At 63.2% G+C, this 14,705-nt stretch carries 17 protein-coding genes; 7 read left to right on the top strand and 10 right to left on the bottom strand.

Features of this window, described 5'->3' with window-relative positions; all coding sequences use genetic code 11:
• Positions 1-72: 72 nt before the first annotated feature.
• Positions 73-975, top strand: coding sequence for a manganese catalase family protein (locus ACYVKQ_RS14450; RefSeq protein WP_460676055.1), 903 nt, complete (start codon positions 73-75; stop codon positions 973-975).
• A gap of 68 nt (positions 976-1,043) precedes the next feature.
• Positions 1,044-1,808: a peptidylprolyl isomerase gene (locus ACYVKQ_RS14445; protein ID WP_460676054.1), complete on the top strand. Its 765-nt coding sequence runs from the start codon at positions 1,044-1,046 to the stop codon at positions 1,806-1,808.
• A 74-nt stretch (positions 1,809-1,882) separates the two neighbouring features.
• On the opposite strand, the gene ACYVKQ_RS14440 is transcribed toward ACYVKQ_RS14445, so the two are convergent.
• A complete protein-coding gene (locus tag ACYVKQ_RS14440; RefSeq protein ID WP_460676053.1) occupies positions 1,883-2,296 on the bottom strand; it encodes a hypothetical protein in 414 nt (137 codons plus the stop codon).
• A 114-nt stretch (positions 2,297-2,410) separates the two neighbouring features.
• Between ACYVKQ_RS14440 and ACYVKQ_RS14435 the strand changes: the two genes are divergently transcribed.
• Complete coding sequence (locus ACYVKQ_RS14435; RefSeq protein WP_460676052.1) at positions 2,411-2,836, top strand: hypothetical protein; 426 nt, start codon at positions 2,411-2,413, stop codon at positions 2,834-2,836.
• Positions 2,837-2,921: 85 nt separating this feature from the next.
• On the opposite strand, the gene ACYVKQ_RS14430 is transcribed toward ACYVKQ_RS14435, so the two are convergent.
• A complete protein-coding gene (locus tag ACYVKQ_RS14430; RefSeq protein WP_460676051.1) occupies positions 2,922-5,042 on the bottom strand; it encodes a M13 family metallopeptidase in 2,121 nt (706 codons plus the stop codon).
• Between the two features lie 148 nt (positions 5,043-5,190).
• Here ACYVKQ_RS14430 and ACYVKQ_RS14425 point away from each other — a divergent pair, with 148 nt between their 5' ends.
• A complete protein-coding gene (locus ACYVKQ_RS14425; RefSeq protein ID WP_460676050.1) occupies positions 5,191-5,547 on the top strand; it encodes an MGMT family protein in 357 nt (118 codons plus the stop codon).
• Positions 5,548-5,568: 21 nt separating this feature from the next.
• On the opposite strand, the gene ACYVKQ_RS14420 is transcribed toward ACYVKQ_RS14425, so the two are convergent.
• From ACYVKQ_RS14420 to xseA, 8 genes are all read right to left on the bottom strand, one after another.
• Positions 5,569-6,981 carry a hypothetical protein gene (locus ACYVKQ_RS14420; RefSeq protein WP_460676049.1) on the bottom strand — a complete coding sequence of 471 codons (1,413 nt, stop codon included), beginning with the start codon at positions 6,979-6,981 and terminating at the stop codon, positions 5,569-5,571.
• Between the two features lie 71 nt (positions 6,982-7,052).
• Entirely contained in the window at positions 7,053-7,466 is a 414-nt protein-coding gene (locus ACYVKQ_RS14415) for a response regulator (protein ID WP_460676048.1), read from the bottom strand.
• Positions 7,463-8,281 (bottom strand): sensor histidine kinase, encoded by an 819-nt coding sequence (locus ACYVKQ_RS14410; protein WP_460676047.1) that lies wholly within the window; start codon positions 8,279-8,281, stop codon positions 7,463-7,465. Before ACYVKQ_RS14410 ends, ACYVKQ_RS14415 begins: the two co-directional genes overlap by 4 nt.
• Before the next feature lie 235 nt (positions 8,282-8,516).
• Positions 8,517-9,221: a hypothetical protein gene (locus ACYVKQ_RS14405; protein WP_460676046.1), complete on the bottom strand. Its 705-nt coding sequence runs from the start codon at positions 9,219-9,221 to the stop codon at positions 8,517-8,519.
• Positions 9,222-9,238: 17 nt separating this feature from the next.
• A complete protein-coding gene (locus ACYVKQ_RS14400; RefSeq protein ID WP_460676045.1) occupies positions 9,239-9,547 on the bottom strand; it encodes a hypothetical protein in 309 nt (102 codons plus the stop codon).
• A 148-nt stretch (positions 9,548-9,695) separates the two neighbouring features.
• Positions 9,696-10,460, bottom strand: coding sequence for a hypothetical protein (locus tag ACYVKQ_RS14395; RefSeq protein ID WP_460676044.1), 765 nt, complete (start codon positions 10,458-10,460; stop codon positions 9,696-9,698).
• A gap of 21 nt (positions 10,461-10,481) precedes the next feature.
• On the bottom strand, positions 10,482-10,718 hold the full coding sequence (xseB, locus tag ACYVKQ_RS14390) for an exodeoxyribonuclease VII small subunit (RefSeq protein WP_460676043.1): 237 nt from the start codon (positions 10,716-10,718) through the stop codon (positions 10,482-10,484).
• A gap of 3 nt (positions 10,719-10,721) precedes the next feature.
• Complete coding sequence (xseA, locus tag ACYVKQ_RS14385) at positions 10,722-12,224, bottom strand: exodeoxyribonuclease VII large subunit (RefSeq protein WP_460676042.1); 1,503 nt, start codon at positions 12,222-12,224, stop codon at positions 10,722-10,724.
• 177 nt (positions 12,225-12,401) lie between these two features.
• Between xseA and ACYVKQ_RS14380 the strand changes: the two genes are divergently transcribed.
• The 3 genes from ACYVKQ_RS14380 (at position 12,402) to ACYVKQ_RS14370 (ending at position 14,700) form a co-directional block, all read left to right on the top strand.
• The gene (locus ACYVKQ_RS14380) at positions 12,402-12,905 is read left to right on the top strand and encodes a YciE/YciF ferroxidase family protein (protein WP_460676041.1); all 504 of its coding nucleotides are present in this window, start codon (positions 12,402-12,404) and stop codon (positions 12,903-12,905) included.
• Positions 12,906-13,111: 206 nt separating this feature from the next.
• Positions 13,112-14,296, top strand: coding sequence for an efflux RND transporter periplasmic adaptor subunit (locus ACYVKQ_RS14375; protein WP_460676040.1), 1,185 nt, complete (start codon positions 13,112-13,114; stop codon positions 14,294-14,296).
• A 47-nt stretch (positions 14,297-14,343) separates the two neighbouring features.
• Positions 14,344-14,700, top strand: a complete 357-nt coding sequence (locus ACYVKQ_RS14370) for a four helix bundle protein (protein ID WP_460676039.1) — start codon at positions 14,344-14,346, stop codon at positions 14,698-14,700.
• The last annotated feature ends 5 nt before the right edge of the window (positions 14,701-14,705 follow it).

Raw genomic sequence — 14,705 nt, 5'->3', positions numbered from 1 at the left:
GCTATCCGCGCGTTAGCCTACTGGCCGCATTGTGTTCTGAGTTACTGCATCCACAACCAAAACCCAATTCCTATGATTCATCGAATCGACCGGCTGGCGCTGGAACTGCCCACCCCCAAAAACGCCTCGCCCAACGACGCGGCGGCCGTACAGGAGCTGCTCGGCGGCAAGTACGGGGAAATGTCCACCCTGATGAACTACACCTTCCAGTCGTTCAACTTCCGCGGCCGCAAGCGCCTGCGGCCGTTTTACGAGCTGGTAGCCAGCATCGCGGCCGAGGAATACAGCCACATCGAGGCCGTGTCGTATGCCATCAACCTGCTGCTGACCGGCACCACCAAGCGCGGCCACGACCCGGAGCCCGGGCCGCTGCAAAACGCCGTGGACGCCCGCAACAGCTACCATTTCCTGAGCAGCAACCAGACGGCCGTGCCCTACGATTCGATGGGCAACCCCTGGACCGGGCAGTACGTGCACAATTCCGGCAACCTAAAGCTGGACCTGCTGCACAACTTCTTCCTGGAGTGCGGCGCCCGCGCCAATAAGATGCGGGTGTACTCGATGGTGACCGACCCCACCGCCCGCGAAATGGTGGGCTACCTGCTGGTGCGCGGCGGGGTGCACGTGGTGGCCTACGCCCGCGCCCTGGAGTACCTCACCGGCGTGGAAGTCACCAAGCTGGTGCCCGTGCCCGACCTGAGCAACAAGGCCTTCAAGGAGGCTCGCAAGCACGAAGAAAAGGGGCTGCACCGCAAGCTGTACACCTTCAGCGACGAAGACTACATGCAGGCCGGCCTGATCTGGAACGGCCCGCACCCCGAGGACGGGCAGCCGCTGGAAGTGATAAAAGGCTCGGTGGAAGGCGTGCCCTACCCCGACCTGGAAGAAGAGCCGCAGCTGAACTCACCCGGCGCCGAGGACTACGACCCGGACATGTTCAAGGACATTGCCAAGAAGCTCGGCATTAAACTCTGAGCCGGCCGCAGCGCGTATGTTTGTCCCCCGGACCCGTTGGTGGGTTCGGGGGATTTTTCTTGCCCGCTATGCCCGCTGCCTCCTTTTCCCCTGCCCTGCTGCTCACCGTTGGCGGCCTGGCCTTCGCCACGGCGGCCTGTAACCAACAGCCCGCGCCCGTGCAGCAAGCCAAAGCGCCCGAGTCGCCGGACCGCACTAACCACCCTGGCCCCGACCTTTCGGCCATGCGCGACTCCAACGCGGTGCGCATCCTGACGGCCTACGGGCAACAGCACCCCCAAACCGAGGTGCTGTTTCGCACCTCGATGGGTAACGTGAAAGTGCGCCTTTTCGAGGATACGCCCCTGCACCGGGCCAGCTTCCTGCTGCTGGCCAACAAGGGGTATTTCGACGAAACGGTGTTTTACCGGGTGGAGAAGGGCTTCGTGGTGCAGGGCGGCAACTCCGACCACCGCACCATCCGGCTGGGCAAGTACCACATCCCGCCCGAAATCAAGCCCGGCCACTTCCACCGCCGCGGCGCCCTGGGCATGGCCCGCTACGACGACGAGAAAAACCCCGGCCAATTGTCCTCCTCCCACGACTTCTACTTCACCGTGGGCCAGAAGCTCACGCCCGCCCAGGCCCAATCCATTGCCGGCCGCAAGCTCACGCCCGCCCAGCTCAAGGTGTACGCCACCGAGGGCGGCGCCCCGGCCCTCGACGGCAAGTACACCGTCTTCGGCGAGGTCATCGAGGGCATGGACGTGGTGGACAAAATCAACCAGGTGCCCGTCGACCCCTACAACTGGCCGCTGAAGGACGTGACCATGAAGGTGGAAGTGGTGAAATAAGCCGGCGGCATAAACTAGGCCGCCGGCCCCGTACCGGTACGGGGGCCGGCGGCCCTTTGGTTTAGCTCAATTCCCTAGTCTGCCCGGCGCACCCGTACCAGCCGGGAATGCTGCGGATCGGCCGGCGACTCCCGCTGGTACTCCAGCAGTTCGCGCCGCGTGTAAGCACGAATGGCTTCGGGGGCGAATACGTCCGGGCGGCTTGCGTCGGCATCGGCGCTGGCCGCCGGCTGCCGGGCCGGGTGGGTATACACCGTGTCGCCGCCCAGCCGAAAGACTTGGTAGAAGTAAAACTGCTCAGCCGTACCGCCTTCGGGCACGAAGCGCACCACCAGCACGTCGCCCACCTGCGGGTTGCTGAGGTATTCGGCCGTGCGGTCGGCGGGCGGGGCGGGCACGGCCAGCGTAGTGGTTTCGGCGGGGGCGGTTTCGGTGCCGGTTTGCGCGGGCTTAGTTTCGGACTGGCAGGCGCAAAGCAGAAGAGCCAAGACCGGTTGTATGATGCGACGAGGATGTACCAAAAGAGGAAGTCAGGTTTACCGTTGAGCGACGGGCAAGTAGCCACTTGCAGCGGTAAGTATACGTATACACCCGGTCGAAACATGAGCGCCAAACCCCTTGATATTCCTACGCTGTTGATTCTGCTGGGCATTGCCGGGCTTTGCTGCGTAGTGGATGCCGTCCTGGCCACGGCCTATACCATGTCGACTCAGCCGGGGGCCTTCGCACCGTGGTTGGTGCTTTACCTGTTTTATAGCCTGATGATTGGCGGGTGCGTTTACCTGCTGGCGTGGCCGCTTTTCCAATTCCTGCTCTACCGGTTTCGTCAGCCCAACGCCTCCCTTGCGGCGCTGCTGGGCTTAAGCTTAGGCGTCGTTCTCGTCGCCGCCGGCCTCTTCACGGGTCGACTGCTGCTCACGGATTGGCAGACCGTGCTGCTCGTACTAAGCTTTGTGGGGGCTCAAAGCCTATACGGCTGGCTTTGTTTTCGCTGGATCGAAGCCCCGCACTTGCGCGCTACCCAGTAATAGCCAGCACAAAAAAGGCGGCCCGCAACGTGCGGACCGCCTTTTCAGCCATTTGACCATTTGGCCATTCAGCCGTTTTCCTCCCTTACCACACCTTGGCGCGCTCGGCCTGAGCGCGTACCATCTTGGCGTTGTCCTTGCAGCCGAAGGCGTCGAAGAACTGCGGCATGTTCATCAGCGGGCCGTTCGTGCGGAACTGGGCCGGGGAGTGCGGGTCCGTGAGCACCTGCTGGCGCAGGAACTCGGGGCGGGCGTTGGTGCGCCACACCTGGGCCCACGAGAGGAAAAAGCGCTGCTCGGGCGTGTAGCCGTCGTACTTGGGCACGTTGCCGTTGGGGTACTGCTTCTGCAGCTGCTTTTTCAGCGCCGTGTAGGCAATGTTCAGACCGCCGAGGTCGGCCAGATTTTCGCCCATGGTCAGCTTGCCGTTCACGTACACCGAGTCGAGCGGCGAGAAGGCGTCGTACTGCTTGCCCACCACGGCGGCGCGGGCCTCAAACTTCTCCGCGTCCTCTTTGGTCCACCAGTCCTTCAGGTTGCCTTCGGCGTCGTACTGGCGGCCCTGGTCGTCGAAGCCGTGGGTGATTTCGTGGCCGATGACGGCCCCCATGCCGCCGTAGTTCACCGCGTCGTCGGCCTTGGGGTCGAAGAACGGGGGCTGCATGATGCCGGCCGGAAACACGATTTCGTTCATCGACGGGTTGTAGTAGGCATTCACCGTAGGCGGCGTCATGCCCCACTCCTTCCGGTCGATGGGCTTACCGAACTTCTGCACGTTGTCCTTGTAGGCCCACTCGCGGGCGGCCAGCACGTTCCGCAGGTACGACTCGCGCGAAATGGTCAGCGCCGAGTAGTCCTTCCACTGGTCGGGGTAGCCGATTTTCACCGTGAAGGCATTGAGCTTCTTCATGGCTTCAGCCTTGGTAGCGGCGCTCATCCAGTCGCTTTGCTGGATATGCTCGCCCATGGCCTCCTTGATGTTCTGCACCATCTCCATAGCCTTGGCCTTGGTGGCAGGCGTGAAGGCCTTGTCGACGTAGAGCTGGCCGAAGGCTTCGCCCAGGGCCCCGTCGGTGGCGCGGTTCATGCGCTTCCAGCGCGGCTGCTGCTTTTTGGCGCCCGTTAGCACCTGGCTGAAGCGGAACGACTCATCGGCAAAGGACTTGGGCAAGGCCGAGGCCACGCTGGACACCAGGTGCCAGCGCAGGTAGGTTTTCCAGTCGTTGAGCGGCTCGGCCTTCAGGGCGGCGCTGGCCTCCTGGAAGAAGCCCGGCTGGCCCACGATAACCGTTTTGGCCGAGGTCAGGCCCAGCTGCGGCAGCATGGCCGGCAGGCCCAGGTTGGGGAAGCGCTTGTTGGCTTCGGCCACCGTCATTTTGTTGTAGTTCGCGTTCGGGTCGCGCAGCTCCACGCGCGTTTTCGACGCCTTGGCGAGGCGCGTTTCCAGGCGCATCACGGTGGCAGCGTTTTTGGCCGCGGTGGCCTCGTTGTCGCCCAGCATCTTGAAGGTGTTGGTCAGGTACGTGGTGTACGCCGCCCGGATGCCCTTGGAGCGGGCATCATCCTTCAGGTAGTAGTCGCGGTCGGGCAGCGAGAGGCCGCCCTGGTACAGGTTCACGGCGTACTCGTCGCTCTTCTTGTCGTCCTGGCCCACGTAAGCGCCGAACAGCGCCCCGGTTTGCAGCATCTGAGCGCGCACCAGCTGGTTTTGCAGGCCTTTCAGGTCCTTTACCGCGCTGATGCGGGCCAGTTCCGGCTGCAGGTACTTCAGCCCGGCCGCTTCGATGGCTGCCGTGTCCATGGCCGAGGCGTAGTAGTCGCCTACTTTCTGGGCGTTGGTGCCCTTGGCGGCCGTTTTGTTGGCGGCGGCTTCCTCCAGAATCTGCCGCATCACGGCGTTGTTCTTGTCGGACAGCTCGTTGAACGAGCCCCAGCGCACCTCGGCCGCCGGAATCGGGTTGTTCTTGTACCAGTTGCCCGAGGCAAACTGGTTGAAGTCCTGGCACGGGTCGGCCGACTTATCGATGTTGGCCACGTTCAGGCCGACGCCCTGCGGGAAAGTTTCCGGCGCCGGCGTGGCGCTGGCCGTCGGTTCAGTGGTCGAAGCGGACGTGGCGGTGGTGGTTTTGGAGCTGGAAGCACAGCCCCACAGCGCCAAAGCACCCCAGGCAGCGGCGACCAGCGTCACGCGGTTGCGGTTTTTCATCGGGAATCAGAAAAGCGGTAAGTGTGGGAAATGGAGCGGTAAGGTAGGTACTGAATAGCACTTTTACCGGCTGAACCGTCTTTTCACCCAACCGCGTACAAGCGGGGCAAAGTTCGCCGACGTTTTGCCGGCCCTTACCTTTAACCCGATGAAGCAACCCAACGAGCAGACCCGCAACTTCTTCCAGGATGTGTACGAAGTCGTCCGGCTGATTCCGCCGGGGCGCGTGAGTACCTACGGTGCCATTGCCGGCTACCTGGGCAGCCGGCAGGGGGCCCGCACCGTGGGCTGGGCCATGCAGGCTGCCCACGCCCTGAGCGGCCCCGAGTACGTGCCCTGCCACCGCGTCATCAACCGGCTGGGGATGCTCACCGGCAAGCAGTTTTTCGGCTCGCCCACCGCCATGCAGGAAGCCCTGGAAGCCGAAGGCGTACCAGTAGTCGACGACCAGGTGCGGGACTTTGCGCAGCGCTTCTGGGACCCGAGCACCGAGTTGCAGCCTTAGCCGCCCACGCGCAGCGGCCGCTTATTTCTGCTTTTGCGCCTGCCGAGTGCGCAACGCAGCCTTGCGCACTTCAAAAGCGCCCTCCTTGACGGGCACCATTTTGAGCGCCGGCATGTCGGGGCCTTCCACCCACTCGTAGTACAGCGTTTCGCCGGGGCGGGGCAGCGCCTCCACACACACCTCGGCGGTGCTCCCGATGGGGCGCAGGCACAGCTTAAGGCCGTTGCGCCGGTCCGACCACGCCATGGTTACGCTCGCATTGTCAGGCGTCAGGCCACCGACCACGCGCGTGCCGGCGTACACGTCCACCACGTCGGTGCTGGGTTTGCGGCGGTATACCACTACCTGGCCCTCCTTGCCTTCGTCGGCGAAAGCATCGCGGTTGTCCTGCAGCGGCAAGGCCGTGACCCGGCCGGTAAGCAGGCTTAGCTGATGCTCCTGGCGCCGCCCTGCATCGCCGGTGGCGGCGGCAGCAATGCCCATGCCCACAACCCCGCCCAAGGCCGCCCCGGCCACCATGGCGTCGAGGTCGGGATCGAGGACGCTGGGGGCTTCAAACATATATCCGTTGCCGACGGGCGTCAGCGGGTAATACCGCCGGTGGTGCAGGATGTACAATTCTTGCCCGTCGCAATAGCCCCATACGTTGCGCACGGGACTGCGGGCGCCCTGTTCGTTTACGTAGAACACGTCCACTTCATCGGTTCCCTGCCAATCGGCGCCGGTGCGGGGCGTCTTGCTCAGGGCCACCAGCTTCTTGCCGCTGGGTTCGTTGTGCCGAAATTCCTCGAAGGAGTGGTACACGCCCGGCCGCCGCACCTTTTCCGTCTGTACCGGAAACGGCACCAGCGGCTCCAGTTTGGCCAAAGGAGTGCGGGCCTGCTCGGCCGTGAGTACGGCCACCGCCGACAGCGTGGCCGGGCCGGCGGCTTCAAACTGCTGCAGGCACGCGCGCCACGCCGTCGCCAGATTGGCTGGGTGCTTGCCTGTCACGTCCAGGCCGCGGCTTTCGACGGCCTCCGCCGCCCGCCACAGCAGCTCGTACTGCCCATCGGGGCGCGGGCGCAGCAAGTCGGCCACCACCTCAACGGTGCTTATCTCGGCAGTCGGGGTGAGCCGTTCGTCGATGCTGAACTGATGCACGCGCAACGCCAGAGGTGCGGCGGCCGCCCCCTCGGTAGGCGACAGGAGCCACTGCTGCAGCGCCGGTACCAGCCCGGATTTCAAGTCGGCAGGCGTTCGGGCGTTGTCTAGCCCCGTCCGCACCCAGCCGATGCCGGTGCGGTCGGCGCGGGCGTCAAACACTTCGATGATGCGGCCGCTCTGGAGCGGATTGCCCGGCTTCTGCGCGTTTAACTCAAGGTAATGCCGGTCCTGGGCCATAGTGCCCAATGTGCACAGCCAAGCGCACACCCAAAGTAGCGGCTTCTTCACGCCAACGGGTTATTAAGAAATCAACGTAATAACGGCTCCGCTCGGCATTTGCCCACGGTGCCTTGCCTCCATCAGCAGCCCTGCACGGCCACCACCACCTTGCGCCCAACGGCGGCGTAAATCATGCGCCGCATTTCTTCGGGGCTGGCATTCTTGAGCAGGTAGCCAAAGGCGCCTTCCGTCTTGAGACTATCAATCAATTCCGGCTCGTCGTGCATGGAAATGATGATGACGCGCACCTGCGGGTACTGCACGCGCAGCAGGCGGGTGGTCTGCAAGCCGTCGAGCACGGGCATCTGCAGGTCCATCAGGATAACATCGGGGCGGGCGGGCTGGCTGTCGAGGCGCTCCAGCAGATCCTGCCCGTCGCCGGCTTCAAACAGCACTTCCATCTCGTCGAAACCCGTCAGCAGGGCGCGTAGCCCTTTGCGGAACAGGATGTGGTCATCGGCAATGGCCAGCCGGATCGGCAAAGGTGCACTCATGGGGTAAGCGAAACGGTGAGCGGCGCGGCAGCAGCGGCGGTGGGTTGATTAGCAGGAAGGTAGGCAGCGGGGAAAGAAATCCAAACCTGAGTTCCGGCCCCGGGCGCTGATTCGTGGCGCAGCATGCCGCGGAGCACGGCCACCCGGCTGCGCAGGTTGGTCAGGCCAAGGCCCGTGCGGGTATCGGGGGTAGTCAGGGCTTCGAGGGCCGCGTAGTTGTAGCCCACGCCATCGTCGGCGTATTCGATGGAAAGCCGGTGCTCCCCAAATTCGAGGCGCACCGTAATTTGGCGGGCCTGGGCGTGCTTGAGTCCGTTGCCCAGCAGTTCCTGCACCACGCGGTACACGGCCAGTTCGTGGTGCGGGGGCAGGCGGCGTGGCGCGCCCACCTGCTGAATCAGCACGCGAGGCCCGCCTTCGGGGACGGCGCGCCCCAGCGCTTCGATGGCAAACGACAACCCGAATTTTTGGAGCACGGCGGGCAACAGGTTGCGCGAGATGCGCCGCACTTCGGAAATAGCCTGGTCGAGCATGGCCGTCATTTCCACCGTGGTAGCTGATTCGGGCATGCCGCTCAGGTGCAGCTTCACGATGGAGAGCATGGTACCCACGGCGTCGTGCAGGTCGCCGGCGATGCGGCGGCGCTCCTCCTCCTGGGCCAGCAGGGCCGCTTCCAAGGCCTGGGACTGGGCGTATTCTCGTTCGCGCCGCAGCTCCTCCTGTTGCTGCAACAGGCGGCGCTGGTAGCGCAGCACAAAGCCCACAATGCCCAGCGCCAGCACCAGAAGCACGGGCGTAACCAGGAGCAATGACATGAGCAGTGAATTCATCAACGAAGAAATACGCCAGCCGAAGCGGCCGGCCAACGCGTCAGCAGCAGGCCCGAAGCGAAAAGTAAGGCGTGTACACGATTATGATAGACCGGAGGACCGCGACGCGGAGCCACCCGATGTGGCCGTCAGGAAAGCTAAAAGTAGCTACAAAACAGAGAATTCCCAATGCCTCCGCTGGTAGGTTTCCGCAATAAATCTAGCTCAAACCCGCTCTTGTTCAATTCAGCAACTCGCCCCCGCGGCCTGGGGCATACGGCACCCGCTGCGGCCGCCCGTCGCGCCACAGCGCCAGGGTCATTAGTACCACCGATACCAGGTAAGTAGAGTCGATAACCAAGCCCGTGACCCGGCCGATGAGTTCGTTGCCCGATTGTTTCACCAGGTAGCCCATCACCGAGCCGGCGTAGTAAATGACCTGCGCCACGCTGACCACGAACATGAAGTTGTGCCACGGGCTGCGGCCGCGCAAATCGCTGAGCCACTGCTCGAAGTACGCAAAAGCCAGCATCAGCATCAGCACGACCTGGCAAGTACGCGCCACCTTGTTCTGGTGGTCGAGGCCGGATATCCAGAAGGCATCCAGCAGGGCTACTAGGGTAAAGACCAGCCCGAACGGCAGCAGCAGCCGGCGCACGGCCGGGGCGCGGAGCGCCTCGTAGTAGGCCCAGCCCAGCAGCCACGTTTCCACCAGTACCGTCACGTGGAACAGGTACATGTTGGTGTGTAGGGTGCGGCGGCTCCACTGGTCGACAAACGCCTCGGCAAACCAGAAGGCGAAATAGCCCGTGATGATCTGCGCGGGCCGGGAAAGCGCTGACCAACGCCAGACCCCAATCAACAGTGGCACGACGACCCCGTAGCTGATCAGAAAATTCAGCAGATCGTGAAAATCGTAAACCCAGTTGAGGTCTGGCGTCGGCATGGGGCAAAACTACGCCTTTACTCGCACAACGGGCTAGTTTGGTCGCAGCAGTTGGGGCATTCCTTGCCGTGGTCGCCCACTAAGGCGGTCATGTCCTTTTCTTCCGCATCGGCTGCCACCAGCACTAGGCTCAGGGCCTGCGAGTCGTTGACGCCGAAATAGAAACGGATGCCCATGGCACCGTCTTGGTCCAGCAGTTGGTTGAGCAAGTTTTTGCCGAAAAACACGCCTTTGTTAACTCCCGGATAATCTTCGCGGAACTGGCTGGTCATTTCAATGCCTACCTGCAAATCGATGATGCTTCCTTCGTCGCCGTTGAATGCCATAAAGTGGTTGTTGAAAGGTGGAAATGAGTAAACACCGGACTGCCAATGAGCCCATACAAATATATAGCTATATTGTACAAAACAAGTAGAGCTATAGTTTACCAATTCTGTCAGCAGACAGAAGGGGCGTGCACCGCACGAACTATTGCTAGCTCTCCCGGATTGGTACGGGCCGCCGGCTTTTGCGGCGCAATTGTACAACTCCGATAAGGCGAATTTTCATGCCCGGCAACAGGGGCCGCTGATCGTGGATTATGCCCCTCGTGATGAACACCATACCTGCCAGGCTCACCAGGCCCACGATGCTGCCGCTGGCGCGCTGAATGTACTCTCCGTAGCCCATCGCCCCAAACAAATGTCCCGTTATCGATCCTGTGAAATACAGAGCCAGGCCGACCGTTACCAAGAACATTCCGTCGTAGCGAAGCTGCTGCTGGGGCAGCCGGCGCAGCCAGTGCTCCAGGTACCACAGTAACAAACACAGCATCAGCACCGTTTGGGCTACCCGGCTGTAAATGTTCAGGTTCAGCAGCCCGGTCCAGTAGGTGGCATCAGCCACTGCAACACCCGTATAGGCTACCAGCAGCACCGGAATCCAGGGCTGCAGCCGCGAACGATTGAGCGCCCGATAGTAGGCCCAACCCAGCAACCAAGTTTCCACCAGCGTGTCGAGGTGGTGCAGGTACATGTTGGTATGCAGCACGCGCCGGCTGTACACGTTCAGCGGAGCCTGGGCCAGCCAGAAACCATAGTAGCACACCACCATGCGCAGCGGCTCCGAAAGCCGCGCCCACAAGCGCACCCCCAGGATAAGCGGCACGACAACGCCCCACTCATCCAAGTACCCCACCAAGATGCTGAGGTAACGCAGCCACGACGGCACAGGCGTGGTCAGCAGCACGGACGCGAGCATAGCGGCAGCCGTGAAATAGCGTTAAACGTCGGCCGAATCATCATCGGCTTCTTCCTCGTCCAGCGCATCGAACACGCGGTCCAGGGTAGCCTCGGCGGTGCGCAGGCGCTGCTTGCAGAAGCGGATCAGCTCGGCGGCGCGCTGGGCGCTGGCCGTGAGGTCGTCCACGTCCACGGTTTCGGTTTCGAGGCGGCGGAGCAGGACTTCCAGCTCCGCAATGGCGTCGCGGTAGGTGCGGTCGGCGGGTTGTTCGGGCATGATTTAAGAAAGCGAATCGGGAGAAGCGGCGGCCAGATCGACGACCTTCACCGGCAAAGGCCCCGCGGGCAGCTGCAGCACCAGCACGGTGCCGACCGGCGCCGCGGGCGTAACGGGTTCCAGGCCGTCGGCGCGCACGTAGCCGCGCTGCCCGAGCAGCACCGGATCGAGGGAGGCATGACGGGTGGCGGCGGCGGCCAGGGCCAGGGCGTGGCGGGCGGTGGCGCGCACCACGGCTACCTCCAGCTCGTAGCGCTGGCGCAGAAGCGCCTCGCGGCGGCGCTGGTGCAGCCGCCGAAAGCGGCGCAGCACCGCGCGGCCCAGCTGGCGCAGGTGCTGGCGCTGGCGCTCGGCCCCCAGGCGGGCGGCGCGCTGTAGCTGGTGGCGCTGGGCCGTGAGCTGGCGGGCTTCGCGGTGCAGGGCTTCGCGGGGGCCGTCGGTGGCACGGCGCAGGCGCTGGCGCAGCGCGATTTGCTCGGTGCTCAGGCGGCTCTGGCTAGCCTGCACCAGCTGGCGGCCCAAGCGCTCCAGCCCTGCCCCGTAGTGCGCCAGCTGCTGCAGGCACAGCTCATGAATACGCACGCCGTAGCCGTCGAAGGCCGCCTCCAGCCGGGCCAGGCGCTCCACCAAGAATATAGCCACGGCCGTGGGCGTTTTCAGGGCGGTGTGCGCGGTCAGGTCGGCCACGGCTTCGTCGCGGTCGTGCCCGATGCCGGTAAGGACGGGCAGCGGGAAAGCCCCGATGGCGGCGGCCAGCCCGAAATCGTCGAAGCAGAGCAAGTCGGTGCGCGAGCCGCCGCCGCGGATGATGACCACGGCGTCGAAGGCCCGCCGCTGCCGGCGGATCTGCTCCAACGCGGCCAAGATGCTGGCGGGCGCCTCCTGTCCCTGCATCTGCGCCGGAAACAGGGCTACCTCGAAGGCGTACGGGGCTTCCTCCAACTGGCGCACGAAGTCCTGCCAGCCCGCCGCCGTGGCAGACGAAACGACGGCCAGCCGCTGCGGTGCCAAGGCCAGCGAGAGGCGCTTGTTGCGCTCCAGCAGGTCGCGCTCCTGCAGTCGGGCAATGGTTTCGGCCCGCTGCCGGGCCAGGTCGCCGACGGTGTACGACGCGTCCAGCGCAATGATGTCGAGGCTCAGCCCGTACTGCTCGTGGAAGCGCACCTGGCAGCGGGCCAGCACGCGCATGCCGGCGCGCAGGGCCTGGCCGGTTTGCTGCTCGAAATGCGGACCCAGCAGCTCGTACCGGTTGCGCCAGATGGTGGCCCGCACCTGGGTGCGCAGTTCGGTGCCGCCGGGGCCGGCGGTGGGGTCGGTCAGGGTAAGGTAGCAGTGCCCCGCCCCGAAGCGCGGCAGGGTGATTTCAGCAATTTCGGCCGTTACCCAGTAGGCGTCGTCGAAAGTCAGGGCCAGCACGTCGCGCACACGCCGCAAGAGCTCGGCCAGGGGCACGGGCGCCAGCGGGAGCAGCGGAGCGGTGGTACGACGGGGACTACGGGGGGCCATGCAACCCGCAAGGTACGCAAACCGGCTGGCAAGCTGCACCCGCGGCTGCTGACGAGCTTGTATTGTTTCGGGCTTAATTGGAATTAAACACGAACCTGCCAGCAACGGGCTGCGTAGATAAGCCCCATTGCCGGTGCTCGGCAACTGTCCGCATTACCAACCCAAAACACCATTCCCATGAGCTTTTTCGAAGGCAAGCTAAACTCGCTCGAAGACCTATTCGCTGAGCAACTGAAAGACCTGTACAGCGCCGAAACCCAACTAGTGAAAGCCTTGCCGATGATGGCCCAGGAAGCCAGTGAGCCGCGCCTGCGCCAGGCATTTGAAATGCACTTGCAGGAAACCCAGAACCAAGTATCGCGCCTGGAGCAAATCGGCCGCGGGCTGAACCTCGACCTGGGCGGCCACACCTGCAAAGCCATGCAGGGCTTGGTAGCGGAAGGCAAGGAAACCCTGAGCGAAGACGCCACCCCCGAAGTGAAGGACGCCGCCCTGATTGCCGCCTCCCAGCGCATCGAGCACTACGAAATTTCGGGTTACGGCACGGCTCGGCACTTTGCCGAGCGCCTGGGTCACGCCGAAGCCGCTGCGCTGCTGAGCCAGACGCTGCAGGAGGAACAACTGGCTGACACCAAGCTGAATGATCTGGCCAAAGGCTATATCAACCAGCGCGCGATGTAACTGCCAATAATTTTGCTGGCGGGCAGCCGGCCCGCCTTTCTAAAAAAGCCTGCAACGCGCAGGCTTTTTTTGGGTCAATAGCACTTGAGCGTTGACCGGACTGCAGTTCTACCAAACTTTCTACCGGTTGCTTGCTGTTCCTAGTCGGTTCTGCCCCGCGTGGCGGCGGGACCGGCCTTTTTTGCTTTATCACCGTTTCCTGCATCATGCCCCAAACCGAGCCGTTGACTGACACTCAAAACGTTCACCACGATACCGGCCCCGACGAACCCCGCCGCGGCGGCGCCTGGCGCTGGTGGCTGCTGGCGGTGGCGGTTGTTGCGGCCCTCGCCTTTGTTAAGATGAAGTTCTTCCCTTCCCAATCGGCGGAAGGCGGCAAAGGGGGCGGCAAGGGCGCGGCTGGTGGCGGTGCCCCTGGCGCCAAGGGAGGCGGCGCAGGCGGCCGCGCCGGCGGTGGCCCGGTGCCAGTGCAGGTATACGTGGTGGAGCCCACCAAGCTTACCGATGCCGTGGCGGCTACCGGCTCGGTGATGGCCGACGAGCAAGTGACCATCCGCAGCGAAATCAACGGGCGCATTACCAGCCTCAACTTCCAGGAGGGGCAGCCGGTGAGCAAGGGGCAGTTGCTGCTGACCATCAACGCCGACGAGATTCAGGCGCAGTTGCAGAAGCTGCGCTACAACATCAAGCTCTACAGCGACCAGGAAAAGCGCCAGCGCACCCTGCTCGAAAAGGAATACATCAGCCAGCAGGAGTACGAGCAGTCCAACAACGCGCTGCTCACGGCCCAGTCGGATCTGCGCCTGCTGCAGGCCCAGCTGGCCAAGGCCTACCTGCGCGCCCCGTTCAACGGCGTGGTGGGCCTGCGCTCCGTGTCGCAGGGCGCGTACGTGTCGCCGAACACGCCCATTACCACCGTCTCGCGCATTTCGCCGGTGAAGGTGGACTTCGCCGTGCCGGGCCGCTACGCCAACGCCGTGCAGGTGGGCGACCGGGTGCAGGTGCTCGACGAGGCCAGCAACAAGAAGTACGAGGCGCAGGTGTACGCCATCAATCCGCAGATCGACCCGGCCTCGCGTACCCTCTCGGTGCGGGCCACCTACCCCAACACCAACCGAGAGCTGCGCCCCGGCGCCTTCGTACGGGTAAACCTGCAGATCGGGCAGGTAGAGGAAGCCATTCAGATTCCGACCGAATCGGTGTCGCCGGAAGCCTCGGGCTACCGCGTGTTCAAGGTGGTGGGCGGCAAAGCCCAGCCCCAGCCGGTCAAAATCGGCATTCGTTCCGCGAAAGTCATTCAGATTACCGAAGGCTTGGCCCAGGGCGACACGATTCTGCGTACTGGTATTCTCCAGGTTAAGCCCGGCGACAAGGTTCGAATTAATAATTAATAATTAGAAATTAATAAGTTGACCAATGTGGCAATTAGCGCTGCTTTATGAAACCGGATAATATTATTCTCGAAAAGAGCTACACGTTTTCGGTACGCATCATTCGCTTATATCAGCACCTGGTGCGGGAACGGTGTCCGCTACGCTTGGCGGACCAGATTGTGGGCAGTGGAACGGCTGTTGGGTCGAACGTTGAAGAAGCTGTGGGCGGACAGTCCCGGCGTGATTTTGTCTCAAAATGCAGCATAGCATACAAGGAAGCACGCGAAACACATTATTGGCTCCGGCTGCTTCGCGATACGAACTACCTGACTCTTCGGCAGGCCAATTCTTTGCTACAGGATTGCGAGGAACTGTTAAAAATTCTAACGGCTATCATTCGCTCGTCCAAAGAAAATCTGTAGCGCCC

It is taken from the genome of Hymenobacter coalescens (assembly GCF_054783195.1).
Note: the sequence above shows the minus strand (reverse complement) of the source record. Positions and strands in the feature narration are given on the sequence as shown.